Below are 13911 nucleotides of genomic sequence, written 5' to 3'. Positions count from 1 at the left end.
TTGGCTCCTGTCCTGCTCACGAGACGGATACGGCGGCTGCTGCTGCGGCGGCGGCGCGACGGGCGCGACGCTTGTGACCGTTGAACTTGTCGCCCATGCGGTCCAGGGCCCAGATCGTGCGGAGTCCGGCCTTGCCCATCATCAGGAACGGCGGGAACTTCGGCTTGTCGAGCCAGATGCACTCGAGGTCCTCGTGCATGGTGCCGTCGACGATGTTGTCGGCGATCAGGGACCCGATGTACGGCGCCTGGGCGAGGCCATGGCCGTTGCAGCAGCACGAGTACCAGACGTTGTCCGCGAGCTTGCCGGCGAGGGAGATCCAGGACGACGTGATCGCGATCCATCCGCCCCACGCCTGGGCCACCTTGACGTCGGCCAGCGACGGGAAGCGGGTGTGGAACGCGTCCGCGAGCTCCTGGACCAGGCCGGGGTCCGGCGCCTTGTCCTTGGGCAGCGGGTAGCTGGTGCCACGCTCGAGTCGGCGCACGCCGAAGACCATGGTGTTCCGCTCCGTGACGCGGAAGTGCTCCATGATCTGGTGTTGGCTGAGCACGCCGGTGCGGCTGGTCCAGCCGAGGGCCGCGATCCGCTCGGGTGCGATCGGCTCGGTCTCCACCTCGATGATCCACGCCGGGATCGACAGACGCTTGGGAGTGATGTCCCACTCGCCGGCGTAGGCGTTGGTGGAGAGCACGACCTTGTTTGCGATCACCGTGCCGCCCGGCGTCGTGATGACGACCTTGTCGCCTTCCCGACGAACGTCGGTCACCTTGCTCTGCTCGTAGACCCTCGCCGAACTGGCGAGCAAGGCTCCCCGCAGGCCGCGGCAGAGCTGGCCCGGATTCAGCATTCCGCCGACGCCCTCGCGCATGCCCCCGACGAACGCACGCGGGATGCCGAGCTCCTCCGCCGTCCCCACCTGGCCGCGCCCCCCGGCGTCCTTCAGGATCTTGGCGCAGGACTTCACGCGCATCATCTGGATCGGCGAGATGGCCCCGAAGGACAGCCCGTTGGGGACGTAGTCACAGTCGATCTCGAGGTCGCGGATCTTGCCTTCGAGGTACTCCGCGGCGTGGTCAGCCAGCAGGACCATGCCCTTCATCTGCTTGGGGTAGAAGAGCTTCAGCATCCGCAGGTCGCCACCAGGGGCTCCGGAGATGTGGCCGCCGTTGCGCGAGCTGGAGCCGTAGCCGCAGAACTCCGCCTCGATCACGGCCACGTCCTGGCCGCGCTCAGCGAGGCGCAGGGCCGTCCCCATGCCGCCCACGCCGCCGCCGATCACCGCGATGTCGCACGTGACCTCGCCGCTGACCGCGGGCTGCAGGTCGGTCGGCGGGTCGATCCAGCCGCTGAAGGTGTGCAGCTTGATCTTCGTCATGTCCTGCTTCATGCGAGAGCCTTCTTCCGATCGTGGGTGTCGGTTACCAGGAGGAGCCGGGCGACCTCGCTGGAGACGCGGCGACCGGAGAGGACGGCACCGTTCATGCTGCCCGTCCACTCGCCGGCGGTCTCCGTGCCGGCCCAGTGGACCCGGCCATGGGGCTCGGTCATGACGCTCCCGTAGCGCACCGACGCGTAAGGGGCGACGGCTGGGTTCGGCCCGCCGGGCGCGAACGAGTCGGTGCCCCAGCAGTGGTCGATGTAGTCGATCGGGCGGGCGGCTTGCGGGCCGAAGAGATCGATGAGCTGTTTGACGACCTGGGCCTTGCGGACCTCCGAAGCGTGGGTGTCGAACACGCGCGGGTCGCAGAACGCCATCAGGATGCCGGGACCGTCGGGGCTCGGCGACACATCGAAGGTGATGAACACTGTCCCGGTGTCGGTCACGGCCTCGCCCGACAGCCCGTCGGCTCGCCAGAAAGGCTTGTCATAGGCGACGAAGGCCTTGCTCAGGGCGCCGAGGCGCCACGAGTTGGTGAGTCCCTGAGCCGGCTCGGACAGGGCAGGCTCGAACTCGATGCCGCCGCGGTGCTCGGTGGCCGTCGTGACGATCGCGTACCTGGCGTTGACCTGCAGTGAGTCGGTCTCGACCGTGACGCCGTCGCCGTCCTCGGTGATGCGGCGGACGGGGGCGTTGGTGTGCACCCGGTCGCCGAGCAGGGCGGCGTACCGGACGGCGATAGCCTGCGTGGTCTCGACGTACCGCGACTCCTGCATCCCGCCTTCCGCGTCGAGCATGAAGTCGAAGCCGCCGAAGGCACGGATGGTGCGCAGCACGTGCAACAGCGAGACGTCGCTGGGCTGGCACCCCCACTCCACCTTGGTGATGATGGTCATCATCGCGCGCGTGGTCCACCGGGCCCGCTTCCGATCGAGCCACTCCTCCAGGGAGATCGCATCGAGCTCCTGGGCGCGAGGGGAGTTCCACGGGGCGTCGACATCGATCGTCTTCGCCATCTTGTCCAGGGCGAGCTGGATGCGGCCCATGTTCACCAGGGCCGCCGGCGAGAGCTTGGGAATGGTGCCCTTGTACGTGCTCCGCTTGCCAGCGAGCCACAACGTGCTGCGGCCCTCGGTGAACTGCGGGACGGTGGTGCCCCCGACCTGCTCGGCGACCTCGCGGATAGCGGTGTGGCGGTGCGACACCCAGGTGCCGCCGAGGTCGACCTTGACCCCGGCGACCTCGCCGGTGAACACGCGCCCACCCACGCGGTCGCGGCCCTCGAGGACGACCACCGAGTAGCCCTTGTCGACGAGATCGTGCGCGGCGCTCAGCCCGGCGAAGCCGGCGCCGACGACCACGACGTCCACGTTGTGCGTTGCCTCGTTGAGTGCAGTCATCGCGCAACACCCACTGCCCGGTTCGACTCGGTGCCGGTCGCGACGTTGTGGTCATGCAGCGCGCGGTAGCCGTAGAAGTAGATGACCGACTGCGCGCCCCACGTGGTGAGTGCCAGCGTGTAGAAGATCGTGCGGGCGTCGTCGTCGAAGGAGAACGGGAAGAAGTCGTAGGTGATCGCGACGTACGACGCCAGCGCGGTCACGGCAGCAGTCAGCACGGCGAGCCTGGTGGCACCGATCTTCGCCAGGCGCCAGGCGAAGTACATGAGGAAGACAGCGGTGAGCAGGTTCGCCACGACGTAGAACGTCGCGAGTGCCACGGCCTGGCCGTCGTCGTGGTTGAGGGTGTCGCTGTGGATGGGGCCGAACAGCACGGCGCCGGCGACGGCCAGGGCGGTGGCGCCGACCTCGACCCAGACCGGCGGCTTGTAGCCGTGGGTGACCCGGAGCAGGCCGATCACGAGGATGAGCGTGATGCCGAACGACCGCGAGAACGCGTCGAGGGCGTAGGCGAGGTTGTACATCGGGCTGCTCTCATCACCGCCGAGCAGCGCCCAGAGCAGGAAGTTCGTCGACGACACGGCGACGACCAGCCACTCCAGGGTCAGCAGGTGGTTGCGGTACGTCCGGAACATCTTGATTCCGAAGTACCAGCAGGTGGCCATCAGCCAGAGGTCTGAGAGCAGGAACAGTAATTCCTTCATCGCCGGGCGCCTTTCGCGATTTGTTCATGCGACTTGATCACACGATCGTGTGCTGCGCCACTCCCGATGTCAATGGCTCCGATCCGCCCCGTCTCGCCCCTGGCCGAAGTGGGTGCACGGTGCACCTCCGACAGGAAAAGCGGGTGCGCGCTGCCGTTGTGACCGGCGGTCCTCCGTCGTGACAGTGGGTGGTATCGGACGTAGGGAGCAGCGGGGAGTGGCGGACATGGCAACCAAGGTGTCGAAGGCAGTCGACGAGCCGGTCGACAAGGCAGTCGAAGAGGTCGACGTCGTCATCATCGGCGCGGGGATCTCCGGGATCGGCGCTGCCTCCTACTTCACGAAGGAGCTGCCCGGTCGCTCCCTCCTGGTCCTCGAGGGCCGCGACAGCATCGGGGGCACCTGGGACCTGTTCCGCTACCCCGGCATCCGGTCCGACTCCGACCTGCACACCTTCGGCTACGAGTTCAAGCCGTGGCTGCATGAGAACGCGATCGCGGACGCGCACCTGATCAAGGACTACCTCCAGGAGACGGTCGAGGAGAACGGCCTCTCGGGCCTGATCAGGTTCCGTCACCGGGTGGTCCAGGCCGAGTGGTCGACCGAGGACTCCCGGTGGACGCTGACCGTGGAGGTCACCGACGCCGAGGGCAAGGCGACGACGAAGACGGTGCGCACGAACTGGGTGTTCGCGGCGACGGGCTACTACCGCTACGACGAGGGCTACTCGCCGGAGTTCGCCGGACGCGAGGACTTCGGCGGCGTCGTGGTGCACCCGCAGCACTGGCCCGAGGACCTCGACTACTCGGGCAAGAAGGTCGTCATCATCGGCAGTGGGGCCACCGCGGTCACCATGGTGCCGGCGATGCTCGCCGGTGAGGGTGCCGCGTCGCACGTGACGATGCTGCAGCGGACGCCGACGTACATCATGTCGATGCCGCGCGTCGACGGGCTCGCGCTCACGCTCACCAAGCTGCTCGGTGAGAAGCGCGGCTACGCCGTCACCCGCTTCAAGAACATCTGGCTCGAGCGAGCGGTCGTCAAGTGGCTGCGGGCCTTCCCCAAGGCGGGGCGGCGCTTCATCCGGCGGGAGAACCTCAAGCGGCTGCCCGAGGGCTTCGACGTCGACAAGCACTTCAACCCGCCGTACAACCCGTGGGACCAGCGCCTCTGCCTGGCGCCCGACGGTGACTTCTTCGACGCCATCAAGCGCGGCGATGCCGACGTCGCCACCGACAAGATCGTGCGGTTCACGGAGCGCGGGATCCTCCTGGAGTCGGGCCAGGAGCTGGAGGCGGACATCATCGTGACCGCGACCGGCCTGAACATGCAGCTCTTCAGCGGGATGCCGATCGTGGTCGACGGCAAGCCGGTCGACATCACCGAGTCGTACGCCTACCGCGGGATGCTGCTGAGCGGCATCCCCAACTGGGCGATGGCCATCGGCTACACCACCTCGTCGTGGACGCTGAAGGTCAGCCTCATGTGCCGCTACTTCATCGACCTGATCAAGCACATGGACGCCAACGGCTACGACCGCGCTGTCCCAGTCGCGGAGGCCGGCATGGAGTGCCGTCCCGTCATGGACCTCCAGTCCGGCTACGCCAAGCGCGGCGCGAAGCACCTGCCGAAGCAGGGAGTGTCGGCGCCGTGGCGGATGGCGATGTCCTACCAGGAGGACGCGAAGGCGCTACGCGGGCCTGTCTTCGACCAGCACCTGAAGTTCAGTGGCAGCCAGCGGGCGTCCCGGGAGCGGAGCACGGCCGATGTCTGAGGCCGCGGTGGACCAGTTTGCGCAGCTCGCGTCGGGGATGCGGATCTGCTATCGCGACCACGGCTCGAAGTCCGACCCGGCGATCCTGCTGGTGGCCGGCCTGGGCGAGGACCAGACCTTCTGGGGTGAGTCCTTCGTCGGGGCGCTGGTCAACCGGGGCTACCGGGTGATCACGATGGACAACCGCGATGTCGGCCAGTCCACGTTCGTGGCGACCCCGCCGCCGGCCATCTGGCGCCAGCTCCTCGCCAAGCCGCGGACGGGCGCCTATTCCCTGGCCGACATGGCCGAGGACTGCATCGGTGTCCTCGACGGGCTGGGGCTCGACCGGGTGCACCTGGTCGGCCGTTCGATGGGCGGCATGATCGCCCAGACGATCGCGGCCCGTGCGCCCCGGCGGGTCCTCTCGCTGACCTCCATCTACTCGACCACGGGCTCCTCCCAGGTCGGCCAGCCCGCGAAGTCGACGATCGGGATCCTCGTGCTCACCCCCGAGGCCAAGACCCGCACGGACGCAGTGCGCGCCCACCTGCGGATCACCCGGCACATCGCGGGGGCGGCCTACCCCATCGACGACGCGGAGGAGGCCGCCATCGCTGCCCGCGCCTGGGATCGCAGCGCGGGCGACCCGGCCGCGGGCCAGGCGCGCCAGATCGAGGCGATCCAGCGCTCCGGCGACCGCACCGCCCAGCTGCGCGCGATCACGGCCCCCACCCTCGTCATCCACGGTGACCGGGACCTCATGGTGGCCCCGAGCGGCGGCGTCGCCACCGCGAACGCGATCCGCTCGGCGCAGCACGTCGTGATCACCGGGATGGGACATCACATCCCCGAGGACCTGGTCGAACCGATCACCCGCTACATCTCGGGGCACGCGGACCGTGTGAACGCGGGCGGGAGCCAGGTCGAGATCTCCTGAGGACAGGGGTTCGCTCCGTCCTCCTCGCCGTCCTCTCCTGATCAGGCAGACTGCCGCTCATGGAGGAACTGTGGCCCTCGCCCACCGCTGATGCCGCAGAAGTGATCCGGTCGGTGTGCCAGCGGCTCATGGCCGAAGCGGACAGCCTGACCGACGCGGTCACCGCGCCCGCGCTCACGGCCCAGAAGGACCCTGCACTGCTCTCGGATCCGTCACTGGCGAATGAGGACCGCCAGGTCAACCACTCCGACCTCGTCCAGTGGCTCACGTCGAACATCCAGCAGCCCGGTCGCCGGGTGGACCCCTACTTCGGCTCCCGGTCGTCCGGCTACTTCCGCGACCTGGCGTCCCGTGGGATCGCACCGGACTTCGTCGGCGGGTGGCGGGCGGGGCTCGCTGTCGCCTGGCGCCGATGGCTCGAGGAATGCCTCGCAGTGTGATGACCCGGTCCTCCTCGCCGAGGTTCTCGCCATCATTCCGCAGTCCATGGCGCAGTACGCCCTCGACTGGTTCGCGGCACTGCACGAGGCCATCCTCGGCGACCCCCTCAGCGATGCCGATGCCGACGCGATCGCGATGATCCAATCGATCGCAGGTGGAGCGCCCGTCCCCCAGGACTTCGCGGAGGGACGCCTGAACTACAGGCTGGCCCGCTACCACCAGGCACTCGTCCTGTGGACCGATGACCCTCAGCACGGTGATGCACTCGACCGACTGGTGGCGGCTGTGCGCTCTCCGATCTCGGGGAGGAACTCCCTCGTGGCACGTGCAAGCACCAACTCGCGCTGGATCTGGCTGTCCGGCGCCACCGCGCCGGACCTGCACCACGTGGAGAAGATCGCGTCGACGGCTGACCATGTTCAGACGGCCCTCGGCAGGCCCGGACAGGGTCTCGAGGGGTTCAGGTCGAGCCACCACGACGCCCTCGCGGCCCAGGCGATGGTCATCCGGCTCGGATCCGACCGGCGTTTCACGGCGTACGCCGACGTCGAGCTCATCGACACCCTCACGAAGGACCGCGCCAGTGCGCGACGGTTCGTCACCAGGACTCTCGGTTCGTTGGCAGAGGCGGACGAAGAGCTGCGACAGACGCTCCTCACGTACGTGCAGTGCGGGTTCAACACCACGCGGGCCGCAGCCACGCTCTACGCCCACCGGAACACCGTCGAGCGCCGGGTCTCGCGCGCCAACGAGCTCTCCGTGGTGAAGGTGGAGGACAACCCAACGCACGTGGCCGCGGCACTGCTGGTGCTCGAGGTCGCGCCCGACATCGCGGTGATCCCACCGCGCTAGGAGGCCGGCCAGCCTCGAAAGACCCGATTGACAGCGGAAGTGACCCGGGCCATACTCGATCAAACGATCCAGTCGTTTGATCACTAGGTGGGTTGCTGTGGATGGTTCGGCGGACATGATTGCGACCGAGGCGGATCCGACGCCGCTCGTGCTCTCGCTCGCACGGACGCTTCGTGCCAGCGTCCGGGTCCCCGAGCTGCGCGACCTGGTCGCGCAGACGAACGGGTCGGTGTCGCTGAAGTCCGTGACGGACGCCCAGTCGGCCACGTTGACCTTCGACGGGTCGGGCGTGCTCGTCAGCCATGGGCTCGCGTTCGGCGCGGAGCCGGTGGACCTCGCGTTCGACCCCGAGTACACCGTCGGCGAGACCGCCGACCCGGTGGCGCGGGCCGCAGCCAAGCTGCTGTCGCCGCCGCTGCCGGACTGGCGTGTGGCGGGCGCCCACTTCTGGGAGGTCAGCCAGGGCACGCCCGGGTTCCCCGGCCGCCTGGTCCTGGTCTGCCTCGAGGAGGAGGCCGAGCTCGTCTTCGGCGAGGGCGACGACGTCTACGAGGTCCACGGCTACGGGCCTGCGCTCGCCGCGGTCCTCAGCGGGCAGATCGACCACTTCCTCTACGCCGTGGGCTTCGGGGTGGTCTCGGTCGTCGGTTCCGGCGCCCATCTGTCAGCGATGTGCGGTGCTCACTGGAAGGTGCGGTTCGGTGGTTGAGATGCAGGCAGCGGATGTCAGGCAGTGGCTCGCCGACAACGGCATCACCTCGGTCCAGGTCCAGGCCACGAACCTGGACGGGACCTTCATCGGCAAGACGCTGTCGTGCGACAAGTTCCTCGGGGCGCTCGACCAGGGTGTCGCCTTCGCCGACGTCGTGTTCGGCAACGACCTGGGCAACTTCCCGATCCTCGGGGTCGCCTTCCCGTCCTGGCGCGGCGAGCTCGAGGACATCTTCCTTCGTCCCGACCTCGGCACCCTGTGCGTGTGGCGGCCGGGCGTGGCCGCGGCGATCGGCGACTTCTGGACGTCGGAAGGCGACCCGGTCGGAGTGTGTCCGCGGAACCTGCTGCGCAAGGTGACGGCGCAGGCGGCGGAGCTGGGGTACGGCGTCACGGCCGCGGTCGAGATCGAGGCCACCATCTTCGAGGAGCCCGTCCAGGAGGCCCGCGCCAAGGGCTACCAGGGCCTCACCCCGCTCGGAGGGACCGCGGGCTCGGCGTACGTCCTGGGCAAGTCCGCCGACTGGCGTGAGTACCTCGAGGCGGTCGAGGAGCGGCTGCGCTCGGTCGGCATCGCCTGGGAGGCGTGGAACGACGAGGCCGCCGTCGGCCAGGTCGAGGTCAACGTGCCGGTCGGCGACATCGTCGACGTCGCGGACCGCTGGGCGCGCACGCGCCAGGTGATGCGTGAGGTCGCCTACGAGTTGGGCCACTCGGTGACGTTCATGGCGAAGTGGTCGGACGCGTGGGGGCAGGCCTCCCACCTCAACGTCTCGCTCGCCGACACCGAGGGCAACGCCTTCTACAGCCCCGAGGGCGCCTCAGAGGTCATGCGGCACTTCATCGGCGGAGTCATGGCGGCGATGGCCGGGACGACGTCCCTGGCCCTGCCGTTCATCACCTCCTACCGCCGGCTCGTCCCGCTGGAGGGTCCGCCGACGACCATCACCTGGGGACACCACAACAAGTCGACCGCCGTGCGCGCCGTCACCGGCCACCCGGCGTACTCCCGGATCGAGTACCGGCTGCCGGGCTCGGACGCCAACGTCTACCTCGTCGCGGCCGCGGTCGCGGGCGCCGGCCTGTACGGCGTGATCAACCGGGTCGAGCCGCCCGCCCCCTTCGCCGGGATGGCGTGGGGCCTGCCGGAGGGCAGCGTCGAGCAGGTCCCGGCGACGATCTCCCAGGCCGCCGCTGCGCTCGAGGCCGACAAGATCCTCCCGGAGGTGCTCGGAGAGGAGTTCGTGACCTACTGGCTGGGGACGCGCCGGTGGGAGTGGATCGCCTTCCACACGATGGGTGGTGGCGACCTCGACGCCGGGCTCACCGCTTGGGAGTCCGCTCGCTACTTCGAGCTGGTATGAGCCGGCGCGTCGCGGCCGCGGTCCTCAACCGGGCGCCGGGGGAGCTCGAGGTCGAGGAGCTGGTGATCGACGACCCCGGACCGGACGAGGTCCTGGTCCGGGTGGAGTACGCCGGTCTCTGCCACTCTGACCTCCACGAGATCGACGGCACCTTCGAGACGATGGTGCCGATCGTGCTCGGGCACGAGGTCGTCGGCGAGGTCGTCGAGGTCGGCGAAGCGGTCGTCGGGTTCGAGCCCGGCGACCGCGTGGTCACCTGCCTTTCGATGTTCTGCGGCACCTGCGCGTACTGCCTGGACGGTCGCCAGACCCTCTGCGCCAACCGCGCCCGGCTCCAGCAGGAGCGCCCGCGACCGCGGCTCACCAACACCCGCGGCCAGGCCGTGCGACCTACGGCCGGCATCGGCGGCTTCGCCGAGATGACCCTGGTCCACCAGAACGGGCTGGTCGTCGTCCCTGCCGACCTGCGGCCGGCCACCGCCAGCGTGCTCGGCTGCGCCGTGACCACCGGGATGGGCGCGGTGCTGCACAAAGCCCGCGTCCGTCCCGGTCAACGCGTCGCCGTCGTCGGGCTCGGCGGCGTCGGCTTCGCGGCACTCCAGGCGGCCCGCCTGGCCGGCGCTTCGCAGGTGATCGGCATCGACGTCGTACCGGAGAAGCTGCGGCAGGCCCTTCAGTTCGGCGCCACCGACGTCGTCGATGCGCGCGACGGTGACGCCGTTGCCGCCGTCCGAGGCCTCTCGGACGGCGGCGTCCACCACGCCTTCGAAGCGGTCGGCTCCGGCACGACAGTCAGTCAGGCGTTCGCCATGCTGCGACCGGGCGGTACGGCGACCGTCATGGGCATGATCCCGGACGGTCACCGGATCGACCTCCGGGGCGCCGAGCTCTTCCTGGAGGAGAAGCGCCTCCAGGGCTCGTTCATGGGGTCCAACCACTTCAAGGTCGACATCCCGATGTACGCCGAGCTCAACCGGATGGGCGTGCTCCAGCTCGACGACCTGGTCACCGCGGAGTTCGACCTCTCGACCATCAACGAGGGCTTCAAGGCTCTCGCCTCGGGCGAGGAGATCCGCGTCGTAGCCCGTATCGGAGGAAGGTAGGACCATGAGACCCCTCATCGGCATCACCGGCCGGCAGCTGACCTGCGGAATGCTTGCGAACACCTCGCCCCGCTTCCGCGACCAGCGGATCGACACCTACTTCAGCGACTTCGCCGAGTGCGTCGCTCGGGCCGGAGGGACGCCGGTCGACCTGCCCTTCGTGTCGAGCGCGACCGGGGTCGTCGACCGGCTCGACGGCCTCGTCGTCACCGGCGGTCAGGACGTGCACCCCTCGCGCTGGGGTGGTGCAGCCGTGGTGGACCCCGACGCGGATCCCCGGTGGGACCATGACGTGCACGACGCCGAGCGTGACGCCTACGAAGCGGCACTGATCGAGGCCGCCCTGGCCGCGGACATCCCGGTGCTGGGGGTGTGCCGGGGACACCAGCTCCTCAACGTCGTGCTCGGTGGGACGCTCGTCGAGCACCTCGAGCCCGGGTCGATCACCCATTTCACCGGGCACTCCGCCCCGTCCGCCGGCGACCCGGAGCACGTCGTCGAGTTCGTCGAGGGCTCGTGGGCGCACGCGGTCTACGGCCCGCGTTGTGTCGTCAACTCGTGGCACCACCAGGCGGTCGACCGGCTGGGGAAGGGACTCGTGGTGACCGGGCGGACCCCCGACGGCGTCGTGGAGTGCATCGCGCTCGGCGACCGCCCCGTCGTCGGCGTCCAGTGGCATCCCGAGTGGGCGACCGCGCCCGACCCCGTCTTCGACTGGCTCGTCGACCGCTCGGCGGCAGCGGCCGACCTGCGCAGCAGCGCGCAGCGAGTGGGGGTCACCGCATGACGGCCCCGAGGGTCAGTGCGCTGACCACGCGCCAGGAGTGGCTCGACCTCCGTGACCGGATCACGATCCCGAGCGCGATGTGGGTCGACGGCCGGTGGGACGAGGCCGACGGCGGCGTGACCTCCGTGATCAGTCCGCGCGACGGCCTGGCCGTCGCCGACGTGACGAGCGCAGGGGCGGAGGACGTCGACCGCGCCGTACGCGGCGCGCGGCGCGCGTTCGAGTCGGGGCTCTGGTCGCGGCTGGAGCCTCGCGAGCGCGGAGAGGCCCTCATCCGGTGGGCGGACCTCCTGGACCAGCACCGGGACGAGCTGGCACTCCTGGTCGCCCTCGAGATGGGCAAGCCGGTCATCGTCGCGTGGAACGTCGAGCTGCGCACGGCGATCAACACGATCCGCTGGTACGGCGAGCTCGCCGACAAGCTGATGGACGAGTCGCCCCGCGGCCGGAACGGCGCCGTCGCGCTGGTGACCCGCGAGCCGCTCGGGGTGGTCGGCGCGATCACGCCGTGGAACTTCCCGATGACTCTCTCGATGTTCAAGGTCCCGGCAGCGCTGGCCGCGGGCAACAGCATCGTGGTCAAGCCGGCCACGCAGACCCCGCTGTCGCTGCTGCGTGCCGCCGAGCTCTCGGCCGAGGCAGGACTGCCGCCGGGCGTGCTCCAGGTCGTCACGGGCAGCGGCTCCGGTGTCGGCTCAGCACTCGCGCGGCACCACGACGTGGCCACGTTGACCTTCACCGGATCGACCGAGGTCGGCAAGAAGCTGCTGACGTACGCCGGCGAGTCCAACGCCAAGCCGGTGTGGCTCGAGCTGGGCGGCAAGTCGCCGAACATCGTGTTCCCCGACGCCCCCGACCTCGACAAGGCCGCGGAGATGGCGGCGTGGGCGATCTCGTTCAACAGCGGGCAGATGTGCACGGCCGGGTCACGGCTGCTGGTCCACGAGGACATCCGCGACGACTTCGTCGCCCGGGTGGTCAAGCACCTCGAGGCCCACGTGATCGGCGACCCGCTCGACCCGGCCACCACCATGGGGCCGCTGGCCTACGCGGCGCACCGCGACGACGTCCTCGACGAGGTGCGCCAGGGGATCGCCGACGGCGCGACCCTGGTCGCCGGCTCGGACGCCAGGCGTGACGACGGGCTCTACGTCGACCCCGTGGTCTTCGTCGACGTCGACCAGGACAGCCGTCTCGCCCAGCATGAGATCTTCGGCCCGGTCCTGTCCGTCCTCACGTTCTCGAGCGAGGCCGAGGCGATCGCCGTCGCCAACAACTCCGACTTCGGCCTCGGCTCCGCGATCTGGACCGGCGACCTCAGCCGGGCACACCGCCTCTCCCGCCAGCTCCAGGCCGGCCTCGTCTGGGTCAACTGCTACGAGGAGGGCGACACGTCGGTGCCGTTCGGCGGGCAGAAGCTCTCGGGCCACGGGGCCGACCGCAGCGTGCACGGCCTGGAGAAGTACACCGCGCTGAAGACCACGTGGATCGAGCTGGCCTGACCTCACCCGGCCGCGTCGGGGTCCTCTGAGCCGAAGGCCGCTCGAAGCCGGGCGCAGGCCTCGCTGACGGCCCTCCGTGCCGTGGCGTAGGTCTCGACCTCGGTGAAGAAGCAGTGGAACACACCGGCGTACCGCTTCCGGGTGACCGCGACACCCTCCGCCGCCAGCCGGTCGGCGTAGGCCTCGGCGTCGTCCCGCAGCGGGTCGACCTCGGCGGTGATGACGTGTGCCGGCGCCAGGCCGGCGAGGCTCGTGGCGCGCATCGGTGCGGCGAGCTCGTCCGGCGCGACGGCGGCCTCTCCGACGTACTGACGCCAGAACCACCGTGCGTCGTCGGCGCCCAGCAGCGGGGCGTCGGCGAAGTCGGTCCACGAGCGGCGGGCGAACGAGTCGTCGACGGCGGGGTAGACGAGGAGCTGCAGGACGGGTTGTGCGTGCCCCCGCTCGCGGAGGTCCAGGCACAGGGACGTCGCGAGCCCCGCCCCGGCCGAGTCGCCGGCCACGGCCACCCGATCCGGGTCGACGTCGAGGGAGATCGCACCGTCGACGAGCCACGCGTACGCCGCGCGGACGTCGTCCAGTGCGGCCGGGTAGGGGTGTTCCGGGGCGAGCCGGTACTCCACCGAGAAGACAGCGCAGTCCGCTCCGGCGGCGATGCGACGGCAGAGCTCGTCGACTCCGTCGAGGCTCCCCACCGTGAACCCTCCACCATGCAGGTACAGGACGGCGGGAGAGCTGGTGCCCACCCGCGGCCGATACTCCCGGACTCGCACCCCCGTGCTGCCCGCCCGGTGCTCGCGCACCTCCGCCATCGGCGTGGTGCGCGGCGGAGTCTGCGGGGCGGCGAAGGCCCGCACCCCGTCCAGCCCGAGGGTGTGCAGCGGGCGCGGCAGGACCGCGGCCAACAACGCAGCTGCCTGCGTGGCTTCCTCGTCCAGGAGCGAGGACCAGCTCGGCTCGGACATGACGACTC

13 protein-coding genes are annotated in these 13911 nt (G+C 69.8%); 9 read left to right on the top strand and 4 right to left on the bottom strand.

Annotation, left to right across the window (positions count from 1 at the left end; translation table 11 throughout):
* Nucleotides 1-16: 16 nt before the first annotated feature.
* From F0U47_RS10550 to F0U47_RS10540, 3 genes are read right to left on the bottom strand one after another with little or no spacing between them, the layout of a single operon-like run.
* The gene (locus F0U47_RS10550; RefSeq protein WP_149750328.1) at nt 17-1390 is read right to left on the bottom strand and encodes an NAD(P)/FAD-dependent oxidoreductase; all 1374 of its coding nucleotides are present in this window, start codon (nt 1388-1390) and stop codon (nt 17-19) included.
* Nucleotides 1387-2781, bottom strand: a complete 1395-nt coding sequence (locus tag F0U47_RS10545) for a flavin monoamine oxidase family protein (protein ID WP_149750326.1) — start codon at nt 2779-2781, stop codon at nt 1387-1389. The genes F0U47_RS10550 and F0U47_RS10545 overlap by 4 nt, the downstream gene beginning before the upstream one ends.
* Nucleotides 2778-3485, bottom strand: coding sequence for a transporter (locus tag F0U47_RS10540; protein WP_149750324.1), 708 nt, complete (start codon nt 3483-3485; stop codon nt 2778-2780). The genes F0U47_RS10545 and F0U47_RS10540 overlap by 4 nt, the downstream gene beginning before the upstream one ends.
* A gap of 226 nt (nt 3486-3711) precedes the next feature.
* Between F0U47_RS10540 and F0U47_RS10535 the strand changes: the two genes are divergently transcribed.
* The 9 genes from F0U47_RS10535 to F0U47_RS10500 all read left to right on the top strand — a co-directional run bounded on the left by F0U47_RS10535 (nt 3712) and on the right by F0U47_RS10500 (nt 12938).
* The gene (locus tag F0U47_RS10535; protein WP_149750322.1) at nt 3712-5259 is read left to right on the top strand and encodes a flavin-containing monooxygenase; all 1548 of its coding nucleotides are present in this window, start codon (nt 3712-3714) and stop codon (nt 5257-5259) included.
* The gene (locus F0U47_RS10530; RefSeq protein ID WP_149750320.1) at nt 5252-6178 is read left to right on the top strand and encodes an alpha/beta fold hydrolase; all 927 of its coding nucleotides are present in this window, start codon (nt 5252-5254) and stop codon (nt 6176-6178) included. The genes F0U47_RS10535 and F0U47_RS10530 overlap by 8 nt, the downstream gene beginning before the upstream one ends.
* 59 nt (nt 6179-6237) lie before the next feature.
* Nucleotides 6238-6618, top strand: coding sequence for a hypothetical protein (locus F0U47_RS21595; RefSeq protein ID WP_223162717.1), 381 nt, complete (start codon nt 6238-6240; stop codon nt 6616-6618).
* A gap of 46 nt (nt 6619-6664) precedes the next feature.
* On the top strand, nt 6665-7471 hold the full coding sequence (locus F0U47_RS10525; protein ID WP_223162716.1) for a PucR family transcriptional regulator: 807 nt from the start codon (nt 6665-6667) through the stop codon (nt 7469-7471).
* 115 nt (nt 7472-7586) lie between these two features.
* Nucleotides 7587-8180 (top strand): hypothetical protein, encoded by a 594-nt coding sequence (locus F0U47_RS10520; protein WP_149750319.1) that lies wholly within the window; start codon nt 7587-7589, stop codon nt 8178-8180.
* A 1-nt stretch (nt 8181) separates the two neighbouring features.
* Nucleotides 8182-9546 (top strand): glutamine synthetase family protein, encoded by a 1365-nt coding sequence (locus tag F0U47_RS10515; RefSeq protein ID WP_149750588.1) that lies wholly within the window; start codon nt 8182-8184, stop codon nt 9544-9546.
* On the top strand, nt 9543-10649 hold the full coding sequence (locus tag F0U47_RS10510; protein WP_149750317.1) for a zinc-binding dehydrogenase: 1107 nt from the start codon (nt 9543-9545) through the stop codon (nt 10647-10649). The genes F0U47_RS10515 and F0U47_RS10510 overlap by 4 nt, the downstream gene beginning before the upstream one ends.
* 4 nt (nt 10650-10653) lie before the next feature.
* A complete protein-coding gene (locus F0U47_RS10505) occupies nt 10654-11436 on the top strand; it encodes a gamma-glutamyl-gamma-aminobutyrate hydrolase family protein (RefSeq protein WP_149750315.1) in 783 nt (260 codons plus the stop codon).
* Nucleotides 11433-12938: an aldehyde dehydrogenase family protein gene (locus F0U47_RS10500; protein ID WP_149750314.1), complete on the top strand. Its 1506-nt coding sequence runs from the start codon at nt 11433-11435 to the stop codon at nt 12936-12938. Before F0U47_RS10505 ends, F0U47_RS10500 begins: the two co-directional genes overlap by 4 nt.
* A 2-nt stretch (nt 12939-12940) precedes the next feature.
* Here F0U47_RS10500 and F0U47_RS10495 read toward each other — a convergent pair whose 3' ends face one another.
* A complete protein-coding gene (locus F0U47_RS10495; protein ID WP_149750312.1) occupies nt 12941-13903 on the bottom strand; it encodes an alpha/beta hydrolase in 963 nt (320 codons plus the stop codon).
* Nucleotides 13904-13911: the final 8 nt, after the last annotated feature.

Source organism: Nocardioides antri (genome assembly GCF_008373765.1).
Taxonomy (GTDB): domain Bacteria; phylum Actinomycetota; class Actinomycetes; order Propionibacteriales; family Nocardioidaceae; genus Nocardioides; species Nocardioides antri.
Note: the sequence above shows the minus strand (reverse complement) of the source record. Positions and strands in the feature narration are given on the sequence as shown.

What these genes read in the sequence shown, in the direction of transcription:
- F0U47_RS10550 (WP_149750328.1), bottom strand. Translation starts at nt 1,390, where the DNA reads ATGAAGCAGGACATGACGAAGATCAAGCTGCACACCTTCAGCGGCTGG.
- F0U47_RS10505 (WP_149750315.1), top strand. Translation starts at nt 10,654, where the DNA reads ATGAGACCCCTCATCGGCATCACCGGCCGGCAGCTGACCTGCGGAATG.
- F0U47_RS10515 (WP_149750588.1), top strand. Translation starts at nt 8,182, where the DNA reads ATGCAGGCAGCGGATGTCAGGCAGTGGCTCGCCGACAACGGCATCACC.
- F0U47_RS10510 (WP_149750317.1), top strand. Translation starts at nt 9,543, where the DNA reads ATGAGCCGGCGCGTCGCGGCCGCGGTCCTCAACCGGGCGCCGGGGGAG.
- F0U47_RS10520 (WP_149750319.1), top strand. Translation starts at nt 7,587, where the DNA reads ATGATTGCGACCGAGGCGGATCCGACGCCGCTCGTGCTCTCGCTCGCA.
- F0U47_RS10525 (WP_223162716.1), top strand. Translation starts at nt 6,665, where the DNA reads ATGGCGCAGTACGCCCTCGACTGGTTCGCGGCACTGCACGAGGCCATC.
- F0U47_RS10495 (WP_149750312.1), bottom strand. Translation starts at nt 13,903, where the DNA reads ATGTCCGAGCCGAGCTGGTCCTCGCTCCTGGACGAGGAAGCCACGCAG.
- F0U47_RS10530 (WP_149750320.1), top strand. Translation starts at nt 5,252, where the DNA reads ATGTCTGAGGCCGCGGTGGACCAGTTTGCGCAGCTCGCGTCGGGGATG.
- F0U47_RS10540 (WP_149750324.1), bottom strand. Translation starts at nt 3,485, where the DNA reads ATGAAGGAATTACTGTTCCTGCTCTCAGACCTCTGGCTGATGGCCACC.
- F0U47_RS10545 (WP_149750326.1), bottom strand. Translation starts at nt 2,781, where the DNA reads ATGACTGCACTCAACGAGGCAACGCACAACGTGGACGTCGTGGTCGTC.
- F0U47_RS21595 (WP_223162717.1), top strand. Translation starts at nt 6,238, where the DNA reads ATGGAGGAACTGTGGCCCTCGCCCACCGCTGATGCCGCAGAAGTGATC.
- F0U47_RS10500 (WP_149750314.1), top strand. Translation starts at nt 11,433, where the DNA reads ATGACGGCCCCGAGGGTCAGTGCGCTGACCACGCGCCAGGAGTGGCTC.
- F0U47_RS10535 (WP_149750322.1), top strand. Translation starts at nt 3,712, where the DNA reads ATGGCAACCAAGGTGTCGAAGGCAGTCGACGAGCCGGTCGACAAGGCA.